Origin of the sequence: Brevibacillus halotolerans, from assembly GCF_026891775.1 — a bacterium.
GTDB classification, from domain to species: Bacteria; Bacillota; Bacilli; order Brevibacillales; family Brevibacillaceae; genus Brevibacillus_B; species Brevibacillus_B halotolerans.
Map to the genome: position 1 here is coordinate 50,395 of NZ_JAPTNK010000011.1, position 23,314 is coordinate 73,708.

Below are 23,314 nucleotides of genomic sequence, written 5' to 3' on the forward strand. Positions count from 1 at the left end.
TCACTGCTTTCATGATAAAATAAATAAATTAATCAAACGTGAAGGAGAAACTTTGATCCATGGAGGAACAAGATTTCCGATTTTTTGAAGCTCTCGTATTGAAAGGTCTAGCTGTGTTGCAAGGGGAACGTACTCCTCAATCTCTCTACTACATGGTAAAAGGACGTAAAGCTAATCAAGTATGGCAGGATGTGAATAATTTTAACCTCCACTCCTATTATCGGCTCTTCCCTTGGATTTCAAGAGGGCTGTGGGAGCAAATCATCCAAAACCTCATGGAAAAAAAGTGGGTCTCAAATACTAATACAGCACAAAAGGATGGTATATCAAGCTTTGAGCTAACTCATTTGGGGAATCAACAACTTTGTGAACAAAATAAAACCTATCAATTGGAGCGGTGGTTATCTGGAATTAATGGGATGTCGATAACAGAGCAAGCAATGTTATTTCGCTTACAAGCTTTGCTCATGGTTCAAACTATTTCACAGCTATTACATGACAACTCTCACTTTTCACCGATTGTGCAAAACAAAGAGATTCAACGTAGAATCAAGCAACTGCTGGCAGAGCCGGATGAGCGAGCGGCATGGCTTAATGGATTGGTAGACGAGCTCTATCTGTTTATGGATATGCTTGAGCCTACGCTACAGCAGCAGTTTTTTTTGCAGTGGACGGGAGCTTCACAGGTAGGCCTCACAGCTCGGCAAATTGCCTACCAATTTCGTGAATCATTTCTACTTACGGAGGTAAAGCTATTGTCGATTTGGAGTAGCTTTTATTCTAAGGTAAAGGAGAACAAATCAGGCCGATTCCCCTTATTACAAAAACTATGCCTGCTTCAACCAGCACAAAAGCCGCCAATCAGTATAAGTGCTTGGGAAACATATAACATGCTTCAAAAAGATATGACGCTTGAGGAGATTGCTTCTAGGCGTACGATTAAATTAAATACCGTAGAGGATCATCTGATTGAAGCTGCTTTAAAGGGGCTGCCTTGTAAGTATGGTCGTTTTGTGAGCGATCAGCAGATTCAATTCGTACATGAAGCAAGCGATCGCCTACAGACAAAGCGACTGCGACTGTTAAAGGATGAATTGGGCCATGATTATAGTTATTTGCAAATCCGATTGGCTTTGGCCCTTAGAGGAGCGTCAGCATGGAAACAAATATGAAAAACATTCGTCTTATCTTACAACGGTACTTTGGTCATGCCGCGTTTCGCACTGGACAAGAGGAGATTATTAGTCGAATCTTAAAAGGGGAAAATGTGCTTGGTATCATGTCTACAGGTGGTGGGAAATCACTTACGTATCAGGTGCCGGCATATGTACTACCTGGTATCACACTTGTAGTATCCCCGCTAATTTCCTTAATGGTCGATCAGGTTCAGCAATTGTTAAAAAACGGACATCGGCTAGCGACCTACATAAATAGTTCCTTGGACCGTGATGAAATACGCTTGGTCATAGATGAGCTGGAAGCGGGGAAATACAAACTTGTCTATATTTCCCCAGAAAAATTGCAACAACCTTCGATTATCCGGCTCCTCCAAAAAAGAGGTGTGTCTTTGGTAGCGATTGACGAGGCTCATTGCATATCACAGTGGGGCCATGACTTTCGTACAGATTATTTGAAATTGCCGTCTTTGATTAAAGCACTGGGAGAACCTCCTGTGCTAGCTGTGACGGCTACTGCTACACATAACGTGGCGCAAGAAATTGCTGATCTGTTTGACATTGCTGTAGATAATCAAATCCGCTTAAGTGTGAATCGTTCTAACATTGCCTATGATCTATATCCGGCCAGCGATGAGGCAGACAAAAACACACGATTGCTTGCTCAATTACGTGAGTGCCAAAAGCCGGGCATCGTATACTGCAGTACAAGGCAAGCAGTAGAACAACTCGTAGTGCAGTGCCAGCAAGGCGGGATTCAGCGGGTAAGCGGCTTTCATGGTGGAATGAACCCGATGGAGCGGATTTTGATTCAAGAGCAATTTATTGCAAATCAATTAGACGTGATTATTGCTACGAACGCTTTTGGAATGGGAATTGATAAGCCAGATATCCGCTTTGTTATTCACTATCATCTTCCTGCAAGCATAGAGGCTTATACACAAGAGGTTGGACGGATTGGACGTGACCAACAACCTGGATATGCTTGTTTGTATGTACAGGAAGAGGATGTGCATATTCATCACCGTCTTTTCCAAAACGAATATCCAACAGACGAAGAATTAGTTGCCTTTCTAGGACTGCTACGTACCCCAGTTCACCGAGCTGATTCCCACGTTCTCACCAGAGAGGGGTATGAGCAAAAAATCACACATGAGGAACTTTTTGCAGCTATTGGCATTGGCGAAAATGTAACAAGGCTCTTATTTTACTATGCACAGGAAGCAGGAGCGGTTCATAGTGTTCAACTAGGAAAAAACGGGTATACCTACTGGATTCAACCACATGACCCCAAGCTCGTCCATGGTACGATGAAGCAACGAATACAGCTAGTAAAGTGTTCTAAATTTGCGAAATTAGGGACTATGCAGGAGTGGATTCAGACCTCTGGTTGTTTGCGCGAAGCGTTGCTAGCTTATTTTGGGGAGAGGATGATAGACAAACCAGAGTCATGCTGTAGAACCTGCGGAATCAACAGAGAGCTTTATCATGAGTCTGCAAAGCAGGAACGGATTACTCGTGAAGCAGTCTGGAATCTTACGGAAGCCCTGGAACGATTGTTGCCCCGTAAATCGCCAAACGAAGGAGGTTCCGCTTCGTTGTGAATAGAAACAATAAGCTAGATCAGTTAGATGACCGTACGCTGTTACTCAATCTGTGGCTCACACAAGGTATCGTTTTTTTGATTGCCCTACTAGGGTCATGGTTTCTTTATACGAAAACAGAATTTTGGCAGCTTCTATTAACGATGCACCCTTCTTATCTTGGCTATGCAGTTCTTTTGATCGTCCTTGTTGTGGCTAGTAATATTATTATAGAAAAAACAGTTCCGCCAAGCTGGGTAGATGATGGTGGAATGAATGAACGGATTTTTCGTTCTCTTTCGATTCCAACTACGTTTTTACTCTGTGTAGCTGTAGGGATTAGTGAGGAATGGCTTTTTCGCGGTGTAATTCATGAGTTGGTAGGTAATGTGTGGACAAGTATACTCTTCACAGCGATTCATTTTCGATATCTACAAAAACCTATTCTCATTGGAATGGTGTTTCTAACAAGCTATTTACTAGGCATACTTTTTACCTGGACCAATAGTCTGATCACAGTTATGTTTGTTCATGCTACTATCAATTTCGTCCTTGCTTTATTTTTAAAATATAAGGCAAGCTCGATACATTCACAGGAAGATATGTAACACGAAGGGGAGGAAATAAGATGGAAGGTAGAGATGGAGACAAGCAAATAGCAGAGCAGCAGGATACCCTGCTTGGCTTACCTCCTAGAAAAACGAGGATCAAAAATAAAAAACAAGCACAAAAAAAGCAAGCAACAAGTCGCATAAGCGAAGAAAAACAAGCAGCAAAGAGTGAGAACGAAGAATCTAAGGAGCAAGTAAAGGCCTCGTATACACTCGCTAGTGGAGGTGGATGGAAAATCATTGTTCCGTTAGCAGGAGCAGTAGTCGTGGCAGGTGTTTTATTCATCTGGAAGGAGATGAATTCGACACAACCGGCGTTCATTTTTAGTGGGCACCAGACGCGGACAGATGCGATTGCTTCAGGAACAGGAGTTTCCGTTACAGGATCTGAACCTCTAAATAGGGAGGGTACAGATCCGGCAAATGCTGCAAAGCCTGAAATGAACCCGCAGCCACATTTAGAGGATAAGAAACCAGCGAATAATGCAGTCCTTGGGCAGGAAGGGGATAAAGGTGGTTTAGGTACAGAGGCTACTGTTGCCTCTACGGCTAAATCTACCGTTAAACCTACTAGTACCTCGACCCCAACTACTAATAAAACTACCGCTGAGCAGAAAACTAGCCCAACTTCAGTTCCAGCTTCAAACAAGCCTGAAGCAACGGTAAGTGAGGAAAAACCTGCAAAAAAAATAAAAAGTAAATTGTATAAAGTTAAAAGAGGAGATAATTTACATAAGATTTCCCGTGCTTACTATGGAAATAATAATGGAGTAAAACGAATCGCAACTTTTAATGGTCTTAATACAGAAGCCCCATTAATAGAGGGAAAAACACTTTACATTCCTGTAGATTAGTGAAAGATAATCATGTTAATCGCCTAAAATGGTTACTCTAGAGAGAGAAACGGTTAGGAGGGACTCATGATTTACGACACCATCGTGATTGGAGGCGGAATTGCTGGTTTACAAGCAGCAATTCAGCTCTCGCGAAGCTTACATAAGGTTTTAGTTATTGATAAAAAATCGGGGAGATCGACCTTAGCCCGCAAATACCGAAACATTTTGGGTTATCCAGAGGGTGTCAGTGGAATGGAACTGAGAACGCAGGGAGAAATAATGGCCAAGCGTTTTGGAGCCGCATTTATTCAAGATGAAGCAACATTTTGTGAGCAGAATCAGGAGCATATTTTCTGCGTGACCACAAGAGAACATAAGGAAACCTTTATGGCAAAGACTTTACTAATTGCCACGGGAATTACTGACCCATTGCCAGAGATTCCAGGGTTGGTTGAATGCCTAGGGGAATCCATTTACATTTGCCCCGATTGTGATGGCTATGAAGTCCAGCAAAAGCGTACAGTCGTAATTGGTTCCGGCAAGCAAGCCTTGCAAATGGCACAGGAATTAAAATACTACACACAAGATATCATGGTTATTAATCATTCGCTAACATCGCTGGATAAGGAGGATCAAATCAGGGCTAATGAATGGGGGAACTATTATAGAGAGGGTGAGATCGTCTCTATAGAACAGCAGAACGGTCATTTGTCATCAATAAATTTACGCTCTGGTGAAGTAATTTCAGTAGAACGAGGTTTTTTAGCTTTTGCCGGAGCACATGTTAATTCAGACCTACTACAAGCTTTTCAAATTCAACTTTTACCCCAAGGACATGTTCAGGTAGATCCACGAACCAAGGAAACGAATCATCGCAATATCTGGGCAGCTGGAGACGTCAATGCCCACTCTCAACAGGTTACGATCTCAATGGGAGACGGCTCTCAGGCTGCTATTTGGATACACAAGCGATTATTGGAGCTGGCACAAGAATAAACATCGCCATAAGATGGGCTTATGATATGACGTTATAATCTTCCGCACTTGATGAGAAACGATGATGAACAGGCGTCGGGAAAAAGCTCATAAGTTTTCTGGAAGCAGTAACGTCATTTTTTTTGTCCCATGCATATTGTGGATTATGAGATCATATTGAACAGGATCAATGAGTTGTATAAATACATATCAGTTGGGTATATTCTTTTTACATGAAACGAACTGCTAGAATATTACGTATAAGGTATATAATTGAGCCTGGCCTAGTTGTTATTCTTTCTTGGAAAGTAAAATTTCTGACAATAATACCTTGGTTTTCCACTAGATTGACGATTTATGTCGGAAAGAGAGTAGTAGGAAAAACTTCAATATCTATGTTCTTGTCTCACAATGTGGTATTATACAAGAATGGATGAATTATATTTACAGCAGGATTATAGCTTAAAGAGAGTTTGTCTAGTAAGAATGAAATAGATATTTTTGTACGCCAGGTTATTCTATTTATAGATGTATGTACGGAACTATTACAGGCTTCTTAACATACGTTGTAATAGGACTGGATGGTGAGGAGGGACAGTCATGCGAGTTGAACGCCTTGGCCAAGACAAGATAAGAATTTTTTTAACCTTTGACGATCTTACGGAGCGAGGTATTGAAAAGGAAGACATGTGGCGTGACATTCCTAAAGTTCATGAGCTGTTTAATGATATGATGGAGCAGGCTTATGATGAGCTTGGATTTGAAATATCTGGTCCAGTTGCTGTAGAAGTCTTTGCTTTACCTGCCCAAGGAATGGTAGTCATTGTCACTCGTGGCAAAACAGGAATCACTGCTGAAAAAGATGAAGAAGATGATGTATACGAAATGGAAGTTACTTTAGAAGAGAGTGACTTAATCATATATGCTTTCCGCGATTTTGAACATGTCGTAGAGGTAGCTCACAGAATTAATGCCTTTTTAACATATGGAGGTAGCTTATATTCTTATCAGGATAAATACTACCTTGTTTTAGAGGATGTAGAGCTTGAACAAGAGCGTTACCAGCATCTCATTGCGATTTTATCGGAATATGGTGAGGCAAATCCGATTACTGTATATGTGTTAGAAGAATACGGAAAGTCGATCATGCCTGATGACGCTGTTAAAGAAATCGCTCGATATTTTCGTTAATAAGAAGAGAAGGACACCTATGTGCGTAAGGTATAAGGTGTCCTTCTTTTTTATGCTGTCATTTTTTATTGGATACCGGCAAATAAGTCGGTTTCTTTTTCTGTAGGCTGATAGTTGGGCAAGTTATGCCATGCCAATAGATAATAATTAGTGGTTGGTACGTTTTTATAATCATGAGAGGTTATACCTGGAAAGACTCGCTCGACAGATAAATGCTGGGTTTTATGTGCTAGTAAGGCTTTCGCTATCTGCTCTCTATAGGGCTTTTGATCGATGATAGTTGTAATAGCCTCCAGTGAATCGCCATTGGTAGGTGTCCCGTTTTTACTCGTAAAGGGAGCTGTTAACGGGATGGTTGCATGATATAGCTTACGAACGCTTGAAGAATCGTCCAGCAGGTGATCCACAACATACTGAGTAGCCTTCGACATCGCGATATGATCAGGATGACCTGATATCCCATGCGGAGCAAACGTAATTAAAATTTGTGGTTGCTCCTCATCAATCATTGCTTTTATATGGGCAGCAAGCTCTTGTATGGGAGAATTGTCTACCAGTTTATCCTGATAATCTAATACCGCAACCCGATCTACACCTAAGATGTCACAGGCATGGCGTAATTCGGCTTCTCTATAGGCGGGTAGCTCCTCTGGTGTGCATAGTGGTGGTGTCCCTGCTTTACCTGCCTGACCTCTCGTAGCACACAGAAGAGTTTGACGTACATTCGCTTGGTCCTTATAGAATGCAATCGTGGCACCGGAGGCAAATGTCTCGTCGTCTGGATGTGCATATATTAGTAGAATTCCTTTTTGTGTTGTCAACAAATTCACACTCCTAATAGCCTTTTCTAATTGTTATTATGACATAGGTTCTCCCAATCGAATACAAAAGAAAGCACATTTCAGAGCAAGTAACCCTTTTCATTTTAGTAAAAGAGGAGTATGCTTTGGCTGTAGGAAAGTTTAGTGACAAGCGAGAATTTCTGTTTTTTCTAGAAAGTTCTTATAAATAAGGAAAAAGCAGAATTTTTACTTCTCTTTCAGGTATTGAGCGTGTATACTGAACGATGGATTTACTGAACATAACTTTTTGAGGTGATTATACAATGGGGAATCACGAAATGGTAACCAACAACACTGAGACTGCGCAACAAAAAGAAAGTTTGAATCTTTTGGCTTCGACGCAGACGGTGATTAAGGAAGCACTAGAAAAACTAGGTTACCAAGAGTCGATGTACGAACTGTTAAAGGAGCCTTTGCGAGTCCTGACTGTTCGCATCCCAGTTCGAATGGACAATGGCGAGACTAAAGTGTTCACAGGCTATCGTGCCCAACACAACGACGCTGTTGGTCCAACAAAAGGCGGCATACGTTTCCATCCAGAAGTTACAGAGGATGAAGTGAAAGCGCTTTCTATTTGGATGAGCTTGAAAGCGGGAATTGTTGATTTGCCTTATGGTGGAGGAAAAGGTGGAATTATTTGTGATCCGCGTGAAATGTCCTTCCCAGAATTAGAGCGTCTTAGCCGCGGTTATGTACGCGCTATCAGTCAACTAGTTGGACCAACGAAAGACATTCCTGCTCCAGACGTATTTACCAATTCACAAATCATGGCTTGGATGATGGATGAGTATAGCTGCATTCGTGAGTTTGACTCTCCAGGATTTATTACAGGTAAACCTATTGCATTAGGTGGGTCTCATGGTCGTGAAACTGCTACAGCAAAGGGAGTAACGATCTGCATTCGAGAAGCTGCTAAGAAAGTAGGTATCAACCTGGAAGGTGCTCGCGTGGTTGTACAAGGCTTTGGTAATGCAGGAAGCTATTTGTCTAAATTCATGCATGATGCAGGTGCTAAAGTGGTAGGTATCTCTGATGCTTATGGTGCTCTATACGATCCAAATGGTTTGGATATTGATTACCTTTTAGATCGTCGTGATTCCTTTGGTACTGTTACCAAACTATTTACTAATACCATTTCCAATAAAGAACTATTGGAATTGGATTGCGATATTCTTGTACCGGCTGCTATTGAAAACCAAATCACAGCCGATAATGCACATAACATCAAAGCTTCTATTGTAGTAGAAGCAGCCAATGGACCAACTACTTTGGAGGCTACAAAAATTTTGACAGAACGCGGCATTTTGTTAGTGCCTGACGTACTTGCTAGCTCTGGCGGTGTAACAGTATCGTACTTCGAGTGGGTACAAAACAACCAAGGTTACTATTGGACAGAAGAAGAAGTGGAAGAGAAGCTAGAACGTGTAATGGTGCGCTCGTTTGAAAACGTCTATCAGACTTCTCAAACACGCCGTGTAAATATGCGCTTAGCTGCTTATATGGTAGGCGCTCGTAAGATGGCGGAAGCATCACGTTTCCGCGGATGGGTGTAAGCTAAATGAAGAGCCTTCTTGGTTTAATGCCAAGAAGGCTTTTTTTCTTATCATTTTAATGAGCAAGGATGGGGAACGGGTAGAGCAAACCAAAACAGCCACGCAGAAAGGAAATATCCTACTTCTACGTGGCTGTTACGAATATACACTAAGCTTTTAGTGATCGAAGCAATCTTGCAATTTAGTTGAATCAACCGTTTGCTGCAAGGCTACCAACAGCTTCAGACGAGCCTTTTGTCCATTTAATCCGTTTGAAAAGATCATACCCATGTCTTTTAATTGACGGCCTCCACCTTCATATCCATATAGGTCTTGTACCTGTCCATTGTAGCAACGAGAAACAACTACAATAGGTACATTTCGCTGTAATAGCTCCTTTAATACAGGAAGGATCATCGGAGGCAGGTTTCCTAATCCGAATGCTTCAATTACCATTCCGTCAATTTTTTGGTCTAATAAAAAGTGAAGCCAGGCAGGGTCCATACCTGTGACTGCCTTAATAAGCGGTACATTTCCATCCGCATGCGATATTTCGTAAAACTCGCGTGAAAGTGGTGCATGATGATATTGAATGGATTTCTTTGAGATAGTCCCAATCGGCCCGTAGGAGGGGGATTGGAAAGTAGCTACATTAGAGGTATGGGTTTTCGTTACGTGCCGAGCTGCATGAATTTCGTCATTAAAAACAACAAGTACACCTTTGTTGCGACTGCTAGGGTCGATAGCCGTGCGAACGGAAGAAATCAGATTGACTGGACCGTCAGCTCCTAATTCATTACTAGATCGCATAGCGCCTGTAACGACAATCGGCACGGTTACTGGCAGGGTAAGGTCAAGAAAGTATGCGGTTTCTTCGAGGGTATCCGTACCATGAGTAATAACGATGCCATCGTAAGTATCCTGTAACAGCTCTTGCTCAATGATTTCCCGTAGTTTATTCATAATAGCAGGCGTCATGTGTGGGCTTGGTAGATTAACGAAATCCTTCATGACAACATCAGCATATTTACTTAAATAGGGAAGATTATGATTTAGGACATGCTCGTCTAACGGTTTAACGCTTTCTGTACCTTCTTCAACTGACATGGCAATGGTACCGCCTGTATTTATCACTAGCACTTTTTTCATAGGGATCTCTCTCCTGTTGCGGGTTTTCATATATTATCTTTCATGGTACGATGAATAGGGAACCTATGTAAAGGAGCAAACAAGAAAATATGATTCCGTTAATTGGTGCAGCTTTGGCGCCAGGACTTGCTTTGCTGTGTTATTTTTATTTGCGCGATAACCTAGAGCCGGAGCCAATTTCAATGGTAGTGCGCTCTTTTATTTTTGGTATCTTGCTTGCTTTTCCCGTAATGGTGTTGCAATATATTTTTCAAAATGAGTGGGGCATCGATTCCGTCTGGTTTAACACGGTAATTTCACCTGCGGTTGTGGAAGAATTTTTTAAATGGTTAGTTGTATTTCATACCGCATATAAGCATGTAGAGTTTAACGAGCCGTATGATGGTATTGTCTATGCTGTAGCGGTTTCCCTTGGTTTTGCGACGCTTGAAAACTTTTTGTATCTTGTGATTAACGGAAAGCAAGTTGCCATGTGGCGTGCATTATTACCAGTTTCTAGCCATGCTTTGTTCGGTATCTATATGGGCTATTTTATGGGTAGAGCTAAATTTGCAAATGCCGACGAGAATCCACTATGGTTATTATTTGTCTCTTTAATGCTGCCCATGTGTTATCATGCGATTTACAATTTTATTTTTCTGTCTGTTAATTATTGGTTGTTCCTGGTCGTGCCATATATGGCAATACTTTGGTGGTTTGGAATGAAAAAAGTAGAACTGGCTCACGATATCAGTTCTAAAAATATATACAATCGTCCACAATAAAGGTTATGAGGAGGCGACTGTAATTGTTCAAAACCCAGCGATCTAAAATCATGATACGGTGCAACCAATGCGGCGAAAAATTTATCTTGCGTGGTCGCCCAGGCATGGAAGGAAAAGTTGACACAGGATTTAAGCAATGTATCTGCGACAATCAAGAAAAATTTGATATTACCCATCTGGAAGAATGAAAGAGACTGGTATTTACTGGTCTCTTTCTTTTTGTATAAACATGATTTCCCTCACGAACAATACAGACAAGGAAAGGAAATTTACCGGTCTGAAGGAGGAAGTCCAATGAGGAGTAAAGAGGTCAAAACATGGAGGCTAATGGTTGCAAGTACAGTTGTAGTGATCTGTACGGCATTCTATTTAATACTTGCTACTACCCCACCCCAAGTGGAGCACCAGCATGTGGATCAGCCGATGGAATCTAAGGTAACACCAGTGGCAGCTACCACAGCACAAAAAACGTTTTCAGCTTCACAGCTATCAGAAAATGACCTTAAGCTAATGGCAAATGCGGTATATGGAGAAGCGCGTGGAGAACCGTACATCGGGCAAGTAGCGATTGCGGCCGTAATTATAAATCGGACAAAGAGTTCATCGTTTCCCAATACGCCTTCCGCTGTTATTTTTGAACCTCGTGCTTTTACTGCGGTAGCAGATGGTCAGATTTATTTAAGCCCGAATGAAAATGCGAAGAAAGCAGTGAAGGATGCTTTAAAGGGGTGGGACCCTACTGAAGGATGTACCTATTATTTTAATCCCGAAACAGCTACATCCAAATGGATATGGGGGCGTCCTCAAGTAAAAAAAATTGGTAAACATATATTCTGCCGCTAATCAATAACAACGGAAGAAGGAGGATCTAGAAATGGTTTATGGTGCAATTTCACGAGTGCTGTTTCCAGTATGTTTAATCGGATTGGTCGGTGTTGGTGTATGGGGCTATCAGGAACATAACGAAAAAAACAGCATACTAATCAAAGCAGAGAATCAATACCAAAGAGCCTTCCATGATTTAAACTTTCATATGAATAAACTGCATGATGAGTTAGGAAAATCTGTTGTATTAAACACACGCAAGCAACTAGCTCCGTGTCTTACGAATGTGTGGCGTTTAGCGTATACCTCGCAAAACGATGTCGGTCAACTTCCTTTGACGCTAATGCCATTCAATCACACAGAAGAATTTTTATCCAAAGTAGCAGATTTTTCTTATGAAGTAGCCGTGAGAGATTTAAATCAGCATCCGTTGAGTGAAAAAGAGTATAAAACACTCAATAAATTGTACCAGAACTCTAAGCACATCCAAAAAGAATTATCTGGTGTGCAAACTAAGGTTCTTGATAGTAAATTGCGCTGGATGGATGTAGAAACGGCCTTAGCTAAACAGCAACAGCCTGGCGATAACACCATCATTGACGGTTTTAAAACGATTGATAAAAAAGTGCAGGAGTTCCCTGAAATGGAGTGGGGAATGACTGTCCAAAATATGGAAACGAAACGCCAGCAACGCATTAAGGGCATATCAGGAAAAACAGTTAGTGAACAGCAAGCGATCGATATTGCTAAAAAATTCGTTGGTAAAATTTCGTCTGGTGACAAGGTTTCTGTTGAAAAGAACGGAAAAGGCATGCAATACAATGCATACAGTGTCCGTATAACTGGTAAAAACGCTAGTCCGATCAATATGGATGTAACCAAAAAAGGCGGAAAGGTAGTCTGGTTATTAAACGAAAGAGAAATCAAACAAACAAAATTGAACTTAGATCAGGCTGAAAAAAGTGCTAAGAAGTTTCTAAAAGAAAAGGGATACGGCGACATGGTAGCGACGGAACGAGATACATACGGAGGGATAGGAGTATTTACGTTTGTGCCAAAAGTGGAAGACGTACTCATCTATCCTGATTCCGTAACGGTCAAAGTAGCGCTTGATAATGGGGATGTAAATGGTTTTCATGCTGTCGAATATTTATTTAACCATAAGCAGCGCATCATTCCAAAAGCAAAGGTATCCGCCAAGCAAGCAAGAACGATGATCAATCCACATGTTAAGGTTACGGAATCTAGACTTGCCATGATTCAAGGGAAAAATAACGGGAAAGAAGTATTAGCATATGAGTTCTCTGGGCAATTTGAAAAGGATATCTATATGATCTATATCAATGCCCAGACAGGTGAAGAAGAGGATGTAATAAAAATGAGTGTAGGCGAGCAAAAAATGCCAAATCATGGCGAAAAAGGATAAGAGGGTAAGAGAGAGTACAAAGAAGTTTGTCTAAGGGCAAACTTCTTTGTTTGCTGTATGGATAACAGCGTGTGTATAATGTTGGAAGAGGGTGAGAAGGGGAGGAAATAAGAGTGAGTGTGCTACCTCAAGTAGGACAAGTGATGCGTCTATCTCTCGCGTCCTTGTCAGAAGAGCAAAGTAAAGAAGTATATAAGACTAGAGTAGCAGATTATTCTGAAAAAAACATTGCAATTGAATTACCCATCGACGAAGAAACAGGCAGAACGAAGACTCTTTCAATTGGGACGACCTGTTTCGTATGGTATGTTGGACAGGATGGCTCGCGTTTTGATTTTGAAACCAAAATTGTTGGTACCAAGCAAGAAAATATACCAATGCTTTTAATGGAAAAAGTGCCAAAGGAGCAGATCGTTCGCACGCAACGCAGAGGCTATCTACGAGTACCTGCAAGCTTTGAGATATCTGTTAGCTATCCAAGCATTCGAGGAAAACAGAAGTTCCTAGCGAAGACGCTGGATATTAGTGGTGGTGGTCTAGCATTTGCATGTCCCAAGAACCATTTCTTAGAAGAAGAGCAGGAAGTAGATATGTGGATTAGCTTGCCAGCTAAAGCGGGGACTGCTAGTCATGCCTTTGCAAAAGCACAGGTAGCACGCGTTCAGGAGCAGGAGCTGAGTGACTTTAATTGGATATCTCTACAGTTTACAGCCATATCGGAAGCAGATCGAGCTAAAATTGTTCGTGTATGCTATGAACGTCAATTGGAAATAAGACAAAAAGGTATAGTTGAATAACGGTTGACTATCAACAGGAAGAGGAGCGTTACTCCATGAAAAAATCAACGTTTGATGCTCGCTTTATATTGCTGTCCAGTCGTTTAGAGAGACATCTTGTGAAAGCTATCATTGTTTTTATTGCTTCTTTACTGTTGGCTCAAACTATTTTAACATGGGGTTCCATTCGCCCTTATTTCGTTCGCGTTGAGAGAGTGGAGGGCATCCCAGCCATCCGCTAATTTGCTTCATATGCGCTACTGTGGTACAATATACCATAGCTTGGCTTCGACGAACTGTCTTCGCTCGAGGCTTTTCTTCATTATTAACGTATTTAAACTCTAGTAGGTGAATTTACATAATGAATATTGCAATTGATGGACCTGCTGGTGCAGGGAAGAGTACCGTAGCACAGCTTGTGGCTGCTGCATTACAGTACGTTTATATTGATACAGGAGCGATGTATCGGGCTTTGGCATGGGCTGTATTAAAGAACGGCACTGCAATTGAGGATCAGGAATCCGTTGCAAGCCTGCTACAGCAAGCCAAGATTGAGTTGAAGCGCACAGAGGAAGGACAGCGTGTGTATTGGGATCATGAGGATATCACTCATCAAATTCGCACACAGGAAGTTAGTAATTATGCTTCCGTAGTGGCGAGTTATCCAGCGGTTCGTGCTACGATGCTGATACTACAGCGTGAGATGGCTCAGCAAGGAAATGTGGTTATGGATGGGCGTGATATAGGTACTCACGTGTTACCTGAAGCTGAGGTGAAGATCTTTCTGACAGCTTCCATTGAAGAGCGAGCTACACGTCGTTTTGGTGATCTTCTTGCAAAAGGAGAGCAACCTGATATAAACGAATTACAAAAGGAAATTGCAGAGCGTGATAAACGTGACCGTGAGCGAGAAACAGCCCCACTTAAGCAGGCAGATGATGCTATCTTATTAGACACCACCGGAATGCCGCTAGATGAGGTTGTTAATAAAATTCTTGCGCTTTGCAAATGATTGGGTGAAATACATTGATTCTTTATAAATTTTTTCGAGCTATCTTCCGTATTGTGCTTAAAGGACTATACCGGTATGAGTCCATTGGATATGAGAATGTGCCAAATGAAGGTCCAGTCATTCTATGCTCTAATCATATCAGTAATTGGGACCCACCCTTACTAGGATGTGGAATAGATAGACAAGTCAGTTATATGGCAAAAGAAGAATTGTTTAGGTTCCCTGTTTTGTCCCATGTATTGAAAAGCTTTAATGCTATTCCCGTTAAGCGTGGTGGTAATGACCGTGGTGCTATCCGCACTACGCTACAGGTTCTAGAGCAGGGAAAGGTCTTTGGTATTTTTCCAGAAGGAACGCGAAGCAAAACCGGAGAATTGGGCGAGGGAAAGACGGGAGTAGCGATGTTTGCTCTCAAATCAGAGGCAGCTATCATTCCTGTGGCAATCATTGGACCATACCGTTTGTTCCACAAAGTAAAGGTCGTGTATGGAAAGCCAATTGATATCTCGAAATACCGAGAGGCTAAAAGCAGCAGTGAAACGATGCGCGAGGTAACGCAGGTGATTATGAGCGAGATTCAAAAATTGAAAGATACTCATCAACAGTAGCAAAGTTACATTTCTGGAATTTGTATGGTTTTTCCAGTATCATCATATACTAATAGCTACTCTCCTGCTTAAAATTTGGAAGACCACACGCCATTGGCGGGGTTTAATATATTTTGTTCACAGGTTGGCTTCAATAACACTTACATGTCAATGTTGGCATTCGAGGAGGTTTGTTCAATGGTCGATGGCACAGATAACAACGTAAGTCTAACAGATGTTCAAACTCTGTCCGTAGGGGACATTGTGAAGGCAAAAGTGACAAAGGTAGAAGAGAAACAAGTATTGGTCGATGTAGGCTACAAATATGATGGTCTTATCCCAATCAGTGAGCTTTCTGGTCTTCATGTAGAAAAAACTTCTGATATTGTTTCAGAAGGCGATGAGTTTACTGTAAAAGTAACAAAACTGAATGAAGAAAAAGAAGAGCTGGTTGTTTCGAAAAAAGCGGTAGATGCTCAAATAGCATGGGAAGAACTAGCTAAAAAGCAACAAAACAATGAAACGATCGAAGCAGAAGTGAAAGACGTAGTAAAAGGTGGACTTGTAGTTGATGTAGGTCTGCGTGGTTTTATCCCTGCTTCTATGGTAGAGCGTCATTTTGTAGAGGATTTTAGCGATTACAAAGGACGTACGCTCACGCTAAAAGTTATGGAATTGGATCAAGAAAAGAACAAGGTGATCCTTTCTCATAAAGCTGTGTTAGAAGAAGAGGCCAAAGCGAGCAAAGGCAAAGTACTGGATAGAATCGAAGCTGGAAATATTCTTGAGGGTACTGTGCAACGCCTGACTGATTTTGGCGTATTTGTTGATATCGGTGGTGTAGACGGGCTGGTACATGTGTCCGAATTAGCTTGGGAGCATGTAGAAAAACCTGCTGATGTAGTAAAAGAAGGCGACAAGGTTAAAGTGAAGGTTTTGAAGGTGGATAAGGAAAATGAGCGCATCAGCTTGAGCATGAAAGAAGCGCAACCAGGACCTTACCATGATATCGCTGAGAAGTTCAAAAAAGGTGACGTGGTCACTGGTACAGTGAAGCGTTTAACCGGTTTTGGTGCATTTGTAGAGATTGCTCCTCATGTAGAGGGCTTGGTGCATATCTCACAAATCGCAAACCGCCGTGTGAAATCACCTAGTGAGGTATTAAAAGAAGGGCAAGAAGTAAATGTGAAGGTCCTGGAAATCAATCCTGCTGAGCAACGTGTAAGCTTAAGTATTCGCGCGGTAGAAGAAGATCGCGACGAAGAAGCAGAACGTGTATCTCGTAAGGAACTGCAACAATATACACAAGACAACAATCAACAGGGTATGGGTGTAACGCTGGGCGATTTGTTCGGCGACCTACGTGACAAGTTAAAATAAACACGTAAATACCGTACTATACGTGAAAGAGGCAAGTGCTCGTTAATCATTAGATTAATGGAGTGGCTTGCCTCTTTTTTAGTAGATTTTGTCAAATGGGATTACTTGTCCTGTATCTGAGTCATACTAGGATTACTTACCTATGAAGCCTATGTTAACTAATGAAGGTGTTGTCAAATGAATGATGGAACAATAGCCATGATTGTAGAGTGGACACTACTTTGCGTGGTCTGGATGGGACTTACTGATCGTTTTTTACATCAAATGGGCTGGAAACGTTCAACAGCGTTGTTGATTCTAACGGCTTTTCTTGTTACAAGCTACAGTGAGTGGCGGCTTTTTCTTCTGCCTGTAGAGGTTAATGTGAGCGGGATGCTTCTCCCCTTATTGTTAGGCGGGACATTATGGTATCATCTCAAAAAGAAGCGGCGAAAGTATATGATAACGAGTGCTATCCTTCTAGCCTTTGCGCTTATCCTGTTGCGTAAATTGTTTTTTTGGGACCCGGTGCTTTTATTCATAGATGAGATCATGATTTTACCGGTTCTTTGTGTCATTTTGTGTTTTATTGTGACCAGGCATGCTATCTACCATTGGTTTTTACTGTGTGTTGCTTTTCCATTATCAGATGCGTTTTATCAGGCTTCTTTTCTCTCCCTTACAGAACGCTGCATCATTGGAGGAGAGTACCAGCAAGATTTATTTTGGACAGCATTCGCCTTGTGGTCAAGCTGTTATTTGGTGATTCAATTGCTTCAAAAAACGGGTGTGGCCTTTCGCACAAGAATTGCCCCTTTGATTCGGTTTAAATCAAAATCCCCTACGAACAGGTGAAACAACATATGATCAAAGAATTGCTTTCAAATGAGTACGTGGTCCCGCTTTTACTTGGAATTCTCGCTGGGATTGTCACACGGCTGTATTTACTGCGGACAGATTATCGGCAATATCCTACTTATCCTCATGGTAAACTAATTCATATAGCATTAGGAATTATTGCCTCTGGATTAGGGGCGGTTGCGGTACCATCCTTTTTAAAGGAGGACTACACAGCGATTACGTTTTTAGCTCTTGCTGCTCAACAGTTTAGGGATGTTCGGAACATGGAACGCGCAACCCTGACAGAGATAGATAAGCACGAACTCGTTCCACGAGGTGGGAGTTATATTGAAGGAATTGCGATGGTTTTCGAAGGGCGTAATTATCTGGTCATTTTCGCTTCATTTTGTACTACGTTTGCGACTGTGCTGTTCAATTGGTACGGAGGAGTATTGGTAGGGATAGTTGTTTTATTGATTTCTCGTGCCTTTAAATCGGGGAAATCATTGAAACACATAGCGGACGTGGTACCATCATCTATTCGTCTCGATGGCGTGCATTTATATGTAGACGACATTTATATAATGAATGTAGGGTCACCCGAAGCTCAGGACACCATCAGGGAGCGAGGTGTAGGCTATATACTAATTCCTAAGAATGCCAATGCAAAGGTAACGATTGCGCATCCAGGACAACGCCAGGCTATTCTTCACGATGCCTCAACGATTTTAGGAATTTATTCAGACGAGGGGGAGCCTTCTCTTACTCCTTTGGTAAAACGAGATTTGAAAACGGGTCGCATGGGGATTTTTCTGTTACCCTATGAGCATGGAATCGAAAAAGGGCAGCGTGTCCTTGAAAATACGCCTATTATTGAAAGTGCCATTCGGATGCCTAGTGAAGCTAAGGTAAATCAGCCAAAGGGGAGTTCATCATGAATGCTGGTATTGTGGCGATCATTACAACCAGAAAAGGAGATGTAGCAGGCGGAGCGCCTATCTTTTTTGCCAAGGATAATCAAGAGATGCAAGATATGGCGTTTACACTAGAAAAAATAACAGATGCAATGATTCATCAAATTACACCAGAAATCCTGGTCATTGTTAGGCACAAGTAGAATATGGTATGATTAATAGATGAAATAAGCTAGCAGAGAGAGAGTGTTGTGTAGTATGGGATTACCAGTAGTTGCAATCGTAGGCCGCCCGAATGTAGGGAAGTCAACGATCTTTAATCGATTGATCGGCGAAAGAGTTGCTATAGTAGAAGACAAACCAGGAGTTACACGTGACCGTTTATATGCAAAAGGTGAATGGTTAAATCGTGAATTTCACGTCATTGATACAGGTGGAATTGAATTTGCTGAGACGGATCAAATCTTAACGCAAATGCGCTATCAGGCAGAATTGGCTATTGATGAGGCAGATGTTATTATTTTGATCGTTGATGTACGCTCTGGCGTCACTGATGCTGATTTAAATGTAGCTCGTATGTTAAACCGGACAGGTAAGCCAATTGTATTAGCTGTCAACAAAGTAGATAATTTTGAGATGCGTAATGATATTTATGAGTTTTATCAATTGGGCGTAGGAGAGCCATTCCCGATCTCAGGATCACATGGTCTTGGCTTAGGTGATATGCTAGACGAGGTTTTCCATCACTTGCCTCCTGTGGATGAAGAGGAGAAGCGCGATGATGTGATTCGTGTGTCTATCATTGGACGTCCTAATGTAGGGAAATCCTCTTTAACCAACGCAATTTTGGGCGAAGAGCGCGTAATTGTCAGCGAGATCGCAGGTACAACACGCGATGCGATTGATACGCCGTTTGAACGTGATGGACAGGAGTATGTGCTAGTAGATACAGCCGGTATGCGTAAAAAAGGCAAAGTATACGAAGGTACCGAGAAGTATAGCGTAATGCGCGCACTTAAAGCGATAGAGGATTCTGACGTTGTATTGGTGGTAATCAATGGCGAAGAAGGCATCATCGAGCAAGATAAGAAGATTGCCGGATACGCACATGAGGCTGGCCGTGGAGTCATCATTGTCGTGAACAAATGGGATGCCTTGGAAAAAGATGATAAAACCATGCAACGTTTTACAGAGCTAATCCGTGAAGAGTTCAAATACTTATCGTATGCACCGATTCTTTATGTTTCTGCGAAGACGAAACAACGTGTTCATACCATTTTACCTAAAGTCAATGCTGTAGCAGATTCACATTCAATGCGAGTGAACACCTCGGTCTTAAATGATTTGATTACGGATGCTACCATTATGGCACCTCCGCCAACAGACAGAGGAAAACGTCTTAAAATCAATTATACGACACAGGTTGCTGTTAAACCACCAACGTTTATCGTGTTTGTAAATGATCCTGAGTTAATGCATTTCTCCTATGAAAGATATTTAGAAAATAAAATTCGCGGAGCGTTTGAATTTGAAGGAACGCCAATCCGTATTTTAACCCGTAAGAAAACATAGGGAGTGGAGAATGCAATGATGGTATTGATTTCTCTGGTCATCAGTTATTTGCTTGGTTCGGTCAGTTTCAGCTATTTAGTTGCTAAAAAAATAGCTGGTATTGACATCCGAAGTCATGGAAGTGGGAATGCTGGAGCGACTAATACGCTTCGTGTTCTAGGTAAAGGACCGGCGATTGTGGTTTTACTTTTGGATCTATTAAAAGGTGTGCTAGCCATGTACATAACTCATTGGCTTACTAATGGAGATCCTGTGGCGTATGCTTTTTCTGGAATATTAGCGATCGTTGGGCACAATTGGCCCATTTTTTATGGATTCCGTGGCGGCAAAGGCATTGCTACAACTGTTGGGGTAGCTTTGGCCTTATCGCCACTAGCATTTTTGATTTGTACGATTCTGACTATTATTTGTATTGCTATTACCAGATATGTCTCTGTGGGATCGTTGCTTTTTGTTACTTTATTTCCTATCTTGATTTGGTTTTTTAAACAGGACATTTATATTTTCTTGATTACCTTAGCCATTCCTGCATTGGCTTATTATCGGCATTATTCCAATTTGGTTAATCTATGGAACGGAACAGAGCGTAAACTTGGTGATAAATCGAATAGGAAACTAAGCTGAGTGGAGGGAAGAATGTTGACTAAGCGCATAGCAGTGATTGGAGCAGGCAGTTGGGGTACCGCCCTAGCTTCAGTCTGTGCAGCGAATGATTTTCAGGTGACATTATGGGTTCGAGATCCAAAAAATGCACATGAGATCAACACAAACCATACCAACGAAAAGTACTTACCAGGCATCACATTATCCGACACGATCGTTGCAGAAACAGACCTGCAACAAGTGGTTACAGAAAAAACTTCTATTATTCTAGCATTACCTTCAAAGGCAATGCGTGAGGTAGTAAAGCAAATATCTCCGTGGCTACACCCTGACGTGACACTTATTCATGCAACCAAAGGCTTCGAGCTGGAGAGTCTAAAACGCATGTCAGAAGTGATCAGAGAAGAGGTGCCTAAGGAGATTGGTGATCGCGTTGTGGTGTTAACAGGACCAAGTCATGCTGAAGAAGTAATTCAACAATCACCAACAACAGTCGTTGTAGCTTCCGAATGTGAGGAAAGTATGCTCAAAGCTCAGGATATTTTGATGAATTCCTACTTCCGTGTATACACCAACCCTGACATGATCGGTGCTGAAATTGCGGGTGCCTTAAAAAATATTATTGCACTCGGAGCTGGTCTTAGCGACGGTTTAGGATATGGGGATAATGCCAAAGCTGCATTGTTAACCCGTGGTTTGGCCGAAATAGGACGTTTAGGTGTAAAATTGGGTGCTAATCCTTTAACGTTTGCTGGACTTGCAGGAGTAGGAGACTTGGTGGTGACGTGTACCAGTAAGCATAGCCGTAACTGGCGAGCTGGCTATTTGCTAGGCCAAGGAAAAAATCTTGATGAGGTTCTTGCTCATATGGGAATGGTTGTTGAAGGAGTGCGCACCACTAAGGCTGCAAAAGCACTAGCTGAGAGAGAAGGCGTAGAGATGCCCATCACCAAGGTGTTTTATCAGGTGTTCTTTGGGGATTGCTCCCCTCGTCAGGCAGTGGAAGAGCTGATGGGGAGAGGGCGCAGACTTGAGCTAGAAGATATCGTTCGCTATAAGGATAAATAGGCTTTACACCAATTTTGCTCCCGCTTCATACGCTAAAGAGAGTACCCATTTTGAGAATTGGGACGTATGAGGAGGAGTTACACATGAATAAGCGAATTTCTAGAAGTTTGTTCAACAAGTTAACGGGCAAGACTAACATTGATCAATCGCAGTTGTTCCAGCTTGCTAGTTCTTTTAGTAAAGAGGACCTACAAGATGAGCAGAAGCTGCGTCAGTTGATTCAGATGGTTTCCATGATGAGCGGAGTTGCCGTAAGTTCAGACAAAGAAGAAGAGATTATGGGCATGGTTCAAAATGGCTCCTTTAATCCGGCTGATCTATCTGGAATGCTTGATAAAATGAAATAGGCTTCTTTTGCTCATAAATGGGCCACTGCGCTAGTTCCCAGCCTTCTACAATCACATAGAGTAAAATAGGAACAATCATGGCTCTACAGGGACATGGCTGCTCTATCCAATCAAGAAAAAAAGAGGGGAATCTTACCCCTCTTTTTTTCGTTTGCCAGAGTCGCTTGATGATTGGGTTAAAAGACTTTGCACTAAAGGTGATTGCAGCAATCCCAACAATTGGCCAATATCTAGTCCGCTAAATGGGTTTGACGTATTTTCTTGAGCAGGAGCTTTTTCTTCCGTCTCCTCCTCATCGTCAAAGAGAAAGGCAGATTCATGTTGTTGCTTTTGATTTGAGCTCTCTTCACTGGCTGTTTTCACGTCCCCGCTTTTATTTACCTTCCTAAACGAGTCCAACATCTCCATCGCACCAAAGATCGATTCCATTGTATCTTCCATTTGGCGAATAGTTGAGCTAATCCCTTTAATGTTAGTTCTCACCTTGGTGACAGAGGTACGCAAATCAAGACTGCTTAGAATGTCCAGCGATGGCAGCTTTGATAAAAGTCCCTTTTTTTGAACAGTTTCTGCCACTACAGGTTCTTTTACAGCAATAGTTGCATTTTCTTTTACTTTTGTTTTGGCTTTATTGGCACTCGGACGAGAAGGTTTTTTATTAATGGTGACATAAGGATTTCGCCATTTTCGCTTACTCATGCAGCTCCCTCCATATGGGCGTGGATTATCTCAATATCCTATGCGACTACTCTTAAATAGGTTCTTGACCCGGATAATTATGCTATAATCAGGCTAAAAAGAAAAAGTAAAGGACGCAGAAGAATATGTACATTGACCCCATGACTAAAATGAATATTTCGCTTCTTGCGATTTTTCTTATGTTTGTGTGCAATTTACTCTTGTTATTTTCACGTAAAAAAGCGGGGACATTCCTAGGTATTATTCTGAAAATCTTGGCATTTCTCATGCTGTTGATTGTGTTTGGAATGATTTTAATCGTATTACTAGTCTAGGAGATGGTAGAATGAAAGAATTGACATTGGTTACCAAGCTTGGAGAGTCTCATGAAGTCATAATTGAAAAAAATATGACTATTGTAAAATTAGCGAAAAAAAATAAAATACAATGGGGTCATGCATGCGAAAGAGGTATCTGCGCACAATGCCGTACAAAGATTTTGGAAGGAGCAGAATTTCTTAATGAAGTCACAAAAGAAGAAAAACTGCGTCTAAAAAAAGCAGAGCGTCAGGACCATTATCGTTTGGGGTGTCAAATCCAAGTTCAGGAAGAGGGCCCCGTTCGTTTGTGGCATGTCCCATATTAAAGT

28 protein-coding genes are annotated in these 23,314 nt (G+C 41.7%); 25 read left to right on the forward strand and 3 right to left on the reverse strand.

Features of this window, described 5'->3' with window-relative positions; translation table 11 throughout:
- Window positions 1–59 precede the first annotated feature (59 nt).
- From O0550_RS14725 to O0550_RS14750, 6 genes are all read left to right on the forward strand, one after another.
- Window positions 60–1,172 (forward strand): YpbB family protein, encoded by a 1,113-nt coding sequence (locus O0550_RS14725; RefSeq protein ID WP_258426712.1) that lies wholly within the window; start codon window positions 60–62, stop codon window positions 1,170–1,172.
- Entirely contained in the window at window positions 1,157–2,779 is a 1,623-nt protein-coding gene (locus O0550_RS14730; protein WP_258426713.1) for a RecQ family ATP-dependent DNA helicase, read from the forward strand. The genes O0550_RS14725 and O0550_RS14730 overlap by 16 nt, the downstream gene beginning before the upstream one ends.
- On the forward strand, window positions 2,776–3,366 hold the full coding sequence (locus O0550_RS14735; RefSeq protein WP_258426714.1) for a CPBP family intramembrane glutamic endopeptidase: 591 nt from the start codon (window positions 2,776–2,778) through the stop codon (window positions 3,364–3,366). The genes O0550_RS14730 and O0550_RS14735 overlap by 4 nt, the downstream gene beginning before the upstream one ends.
- A gap of 20 nt (window positions 3,367–3,386) precedes the next feature.
- Window positions 3,387–4,223, forward strand: coding sequence for a LysM peptidoglycan-binding domain-containing protein (locus tag O0550_RS14740; RefSeq protein ID WP_258426715.1), 837 nt, complete (start codon window positions 3,387–3,389; stop codon window positions 4,221–4,223).
- Window positions 4,224–4,289: 66 nt separating this feature from the next.
- Window positions 4,290–5,201: an NAD(P)/FAD-dependent oxidoreductase gene (locus tag O0550_RS14745; RefSeq protein WP_258426716.1), complete on the forward strand. Its 912-nt coding sequence runs from the start codon at window positions 4,290–4,292 to the stop codon at window positions 5,199–5,201.
- Between the two features lie 579 nt (window positions 5,202–5,780).
- The gene (locus O0550_RS14750) at window positions 5,781–6,371 is read left to right on the forward strand and encodes a genetic competence negative regulator (protein ID WP_003338497.1); all 591 of its coding nucleotides are present in this window, start codon (window positions 5,781–5,783) and stop codon (window positions 6,369–6,371) included.
- A gap of 65 nt (window positions 6,372–6,436) precedes the next feature.
- Here O0550_RS14750 and O0550_RS14755 read toward each other — a convergent pair whose 3' ends face one another.
- Window positions 6,437–7,195: a PIG-L deacetylase family protein gene (locus tag O0550_RS14755; RefSeq protein WP_258426717.1), complete on the reverse strand. Its 759-nt coding sequence runs from the start codon at window positions 7,193–7,195 to the stop codon at window positions 6,437–6,439.
- 296 nt (window positions 7,196–7,491) lie between these two features.
- Here O0550_RS14755 and O0550_RS14760 point away from each other — a divergent pair, with 296 nt between their 5' ends.
- On the forward strand, window positions 7,492–8,766 hold the full coding sequence (locus O0550_RS14760) for a Glu/Leu/Phe/Val family dehydrogenase (protein WP_003341845.1): 1,275 nt from the start codon (window positions 7,492–7,494) through the stop codon (window positions 8,764–8,766).
- 156 nt (window positions 8,767–8,922) lie between these two features.
- Here O0550_RS14760 and O0550_RS14765 read toward each other — a convergent pair whose 3' ends face one another.
- Window positions 8,923–9,894 carry an asparaginase gene (locus O0550_RS14765; protein ID WP_003338500.1) on the reverse strand — a complete coding sequence of 324 codons (972 nt, stop codon included), beginning with the start codon at window positions 9,892–9,894 and terminating at the stop codon, window positions 8,923–8,925.
- An 89-nt stretch (window positions 9,895–9,983) separates the two neighbouring features.
- Between O0550_RS14765 and prsW the strand changes: the two genes are divergently transcribed.
- From prsW to O0550_RS14845, 16 genes are all read left to right on the forward strand, one after another.
- Window positions 9,984–10,658, forward strand: coding sequence for a glutamic-type intramembrane protease PrsW (gene prsW, locus O0550_RS14770; protein ID WP_003341841.1), 675 nt, complete (start codon window positions 9,984–9,986; stop codon window positions 10,656–10,658).
- Between the two features lie 23 nt (window positions 10,659–10,681).
- Window positions 10,682–10,846: a hypothetical protein gene (locus tag O0550_RS14775; RefSeq protein ID WP_003341839.1), complete on the forward strand. Its 165-nt coding sequence runs from the start codon at window positions 10,682–10,684 to the stop codon at window positions 10,844–10,846.
- On the forward strand, window positions 10,776–11,501 hold the full coding sequence (locus O0550_RS14780; protein ID WP_258426718.1) for a cell wall hydrolase: 726 nt from the start codon (window positions 10,776–10,778) through the stop codon (window positions 11,499–11,501). The genes O0550_RS14775 and O0550_RS14780 overlap by 71 nt, the downstream gene beginning before the upstream one ends.
- 31 nt (window positions 11,502–11,532) lie before the next feature.
- Window positions 11,533–12,909, forward strand: a complete 1,377-nt coding sequence (gene ypeB / locus O0550_RS14785; RefSeq protein WP_003338503.1) for a germination protein YpeB — start codon at window positions 11,533–11,535, stop codon at window positions 12,907–12,909.
- A 113-nt stretch (window positions 12,910–13,022) separates the two neighbouring features.
- Complete coding sequence (locus O0550_RS14790) at window positions 13,023–13,706, forward strand: flagellar brake protein (RefSeq protein WP_101668022.1); 684 nt, start codon at window positions 13,023–13,025, stop codon at window positions 13,704–13,706.
- A gap of 35 nt (window positions 13,707–13,741) precedes the next feature.
- Window positions 13,742–13,927 (forward strand): hypothetical protein, encoded by a 186-nt coding sequence (locus tag O0550_RS14795; RefSeq protein WP_003338506.1) that lies wholly within the window; start codon window positions 13,742–13,744, stop codon window positions 13,925–13,927.
- Between the two features lie 119 nt (window positions 13,928–14,046).
- Window positions 14,047–14,697 (forward strand): (d)CMP kinase, encoded by a 651-nt coding sequence (gene cmk / locus O0550_RS14800; protein WP_003338507.1) that lies wholly within the window; start codon window positions 14,047–14,049, stop codon window positions 14,695–14,697.
- A 14-nt stretch (window positions 14,698–14,711) separates the two neighbouring features.
- The gene (locus tag O0550_RS14805; protein ID WP_003338508.1) at window positions 14,712–15,305 is read left to right on the forward strand and encodes a lysophospholipid acyltransferase family protein; all 594 of its coding nucleotides are present in this window, start codon (window positions 14,712–14,714) and stop codon (window positions 15,303–15,305) included.
- Window positions 15,306–15,482: 177 nt separating this feature from the next.
- Window positions 15,483–16,664: a 30S ribosomal protein S1 gene (rpsA, locus tag O0550_RS14810; protein WP_163244383.1), complete on the forward strand. Its 1,182-nt coding sequence runs from the start codon at window positions 15,483–15,485 to the stop codon at window positions 16,662–16,664.
- Window positions 16,665–16,841: 177 nt separating this feature from the next.
- A complete protein-coding gene (locus O0550_RS14815; RefSeq protein ID WP_101668023.1) occupies window positions 16,842–17,498 on the forward strand; it encodes a YphA family membrane protein in 657 nt (218 codons plus the stop codon).
- A gap of 8 nt (window positions 17,499–17,506) precedes the next feature.
- On the forward strand, window positions 17,507–18,421 hold the full coding sequence (locus O0550_RS14820) for a YIEGIA family protein (protein WP_003341824.1): 915 nt from the start codon (window positions 17,507–17,509) through the stop codon (window positions 18,419–18,421).
- Complete coding sequence (locus tag O0550_RS14825) at window positions 18,418–18,600, forward strand: capping complex subunit for YIEGIA (RefSeq protein ID WP_003338513.1); 183 nt, start codon at window positions 18,418–18,420, stop codon at window positions 18,598–18,600. The genes O0550_RS14820 and O0550_RS14825 overlap by 4 nt, the downstream gene beginning before the upstream one ends.
- Window positions 18,601–18,655: 55 nt before the next feature.
- Entirely contained in the window at window positions 18,656–19,969 is a 1,314-nt protein-coding gene (gene der, locus O0550_RS14830; protein WP_096887354.1) for a ribosome biogenesis GTPase Der, read from the forward strand.
- An 18-nt stretch (window positions 19,970–19,987) separates the two neighbouring features.
- Window positions 19,988–20,593, forward strand: coding sequence for a glycerol-3-phosphate 1-O-acyltransferase PlsY (gene plsY / locus O0550_RS14835; RefSeq protein ID WP_022583886.1), 606 nt, complete (start codon window positions 19,988–19,990; stop codon window positions 20,591–20,593).
- A 12-nt stretch (window positions 20,594–20,605) separates the two neighbouring features.
- Window positions 20,606–21,640 carry an NAD(P)H-dependent glycerol-3-phosphate dehydrogenase gene (locus O0550_RS14840; RefSeq protein ID WP_081476708.1) on the forward strand — a complete coding sequence of 345 codons (1,035 nt, stop codon included), beginning with the start codon at window positions 20,606–20,608 and terminating at the stop codon, window positions 21,638–21,640.
- An 83-nt stretch (window positions 21,641–21,723) separates the two neighbouring features.
- Complete coding sequence (locus O0550_RS14845) at window positions 21,724–21,987, forward strand: stage VI sporulation protein F (protein ID WP_003338519.1); 264 nt, start codon at window positions 21,724–21,726, stop codon at window positions 21,985–21,987.
- A gap of 132 nt (window positions 21,988–22,119) precedes the next feature.
- Here O0550_RS14845 and O0550_RS14850 read toward each other — a convergent pair whose 3' ends face one another.
- A complete protein-coding gene (locus O0550_RS14850; RefSeq protein WP_003341812.1) occupies window positions 22,120–22,686 on the reverse strand; it encodes a hypothetical protein in 567 nt (188 codons plus the stop codon).
- Window positions 22,687–22,835: 149 nt separating this feature from the next.
- Here O0550_RS14850 and O0550_RS14855 point away from each other — a divergent pair, with 149 nt between their 5' ends.
- A complete protein-coding gene (locus tag O0550_RS14855) occupies window positions 22,836–23,000 on the forward strand; it encodes a DUF2768 family protein (RefSeq protein WP_255193573.1) in 165 nt (54 codons plus the stop codon).
- Between the two features lie 11 nt (window positions 23,001–23,011).
- Window positions 23,012–23,311, forward strand: coding sequence for a 2Fe-2S iron-sulfur cluster-binding protein (locus O0550_RS14860; RefSeq protein WP_101668024.1), 300 nt, complete (start codon window positions 23,012–23,014; stop codon window positions 23,309–23,311).
- Window positions 23,312–23,314 lie beyond the last annotated feature (3 nt).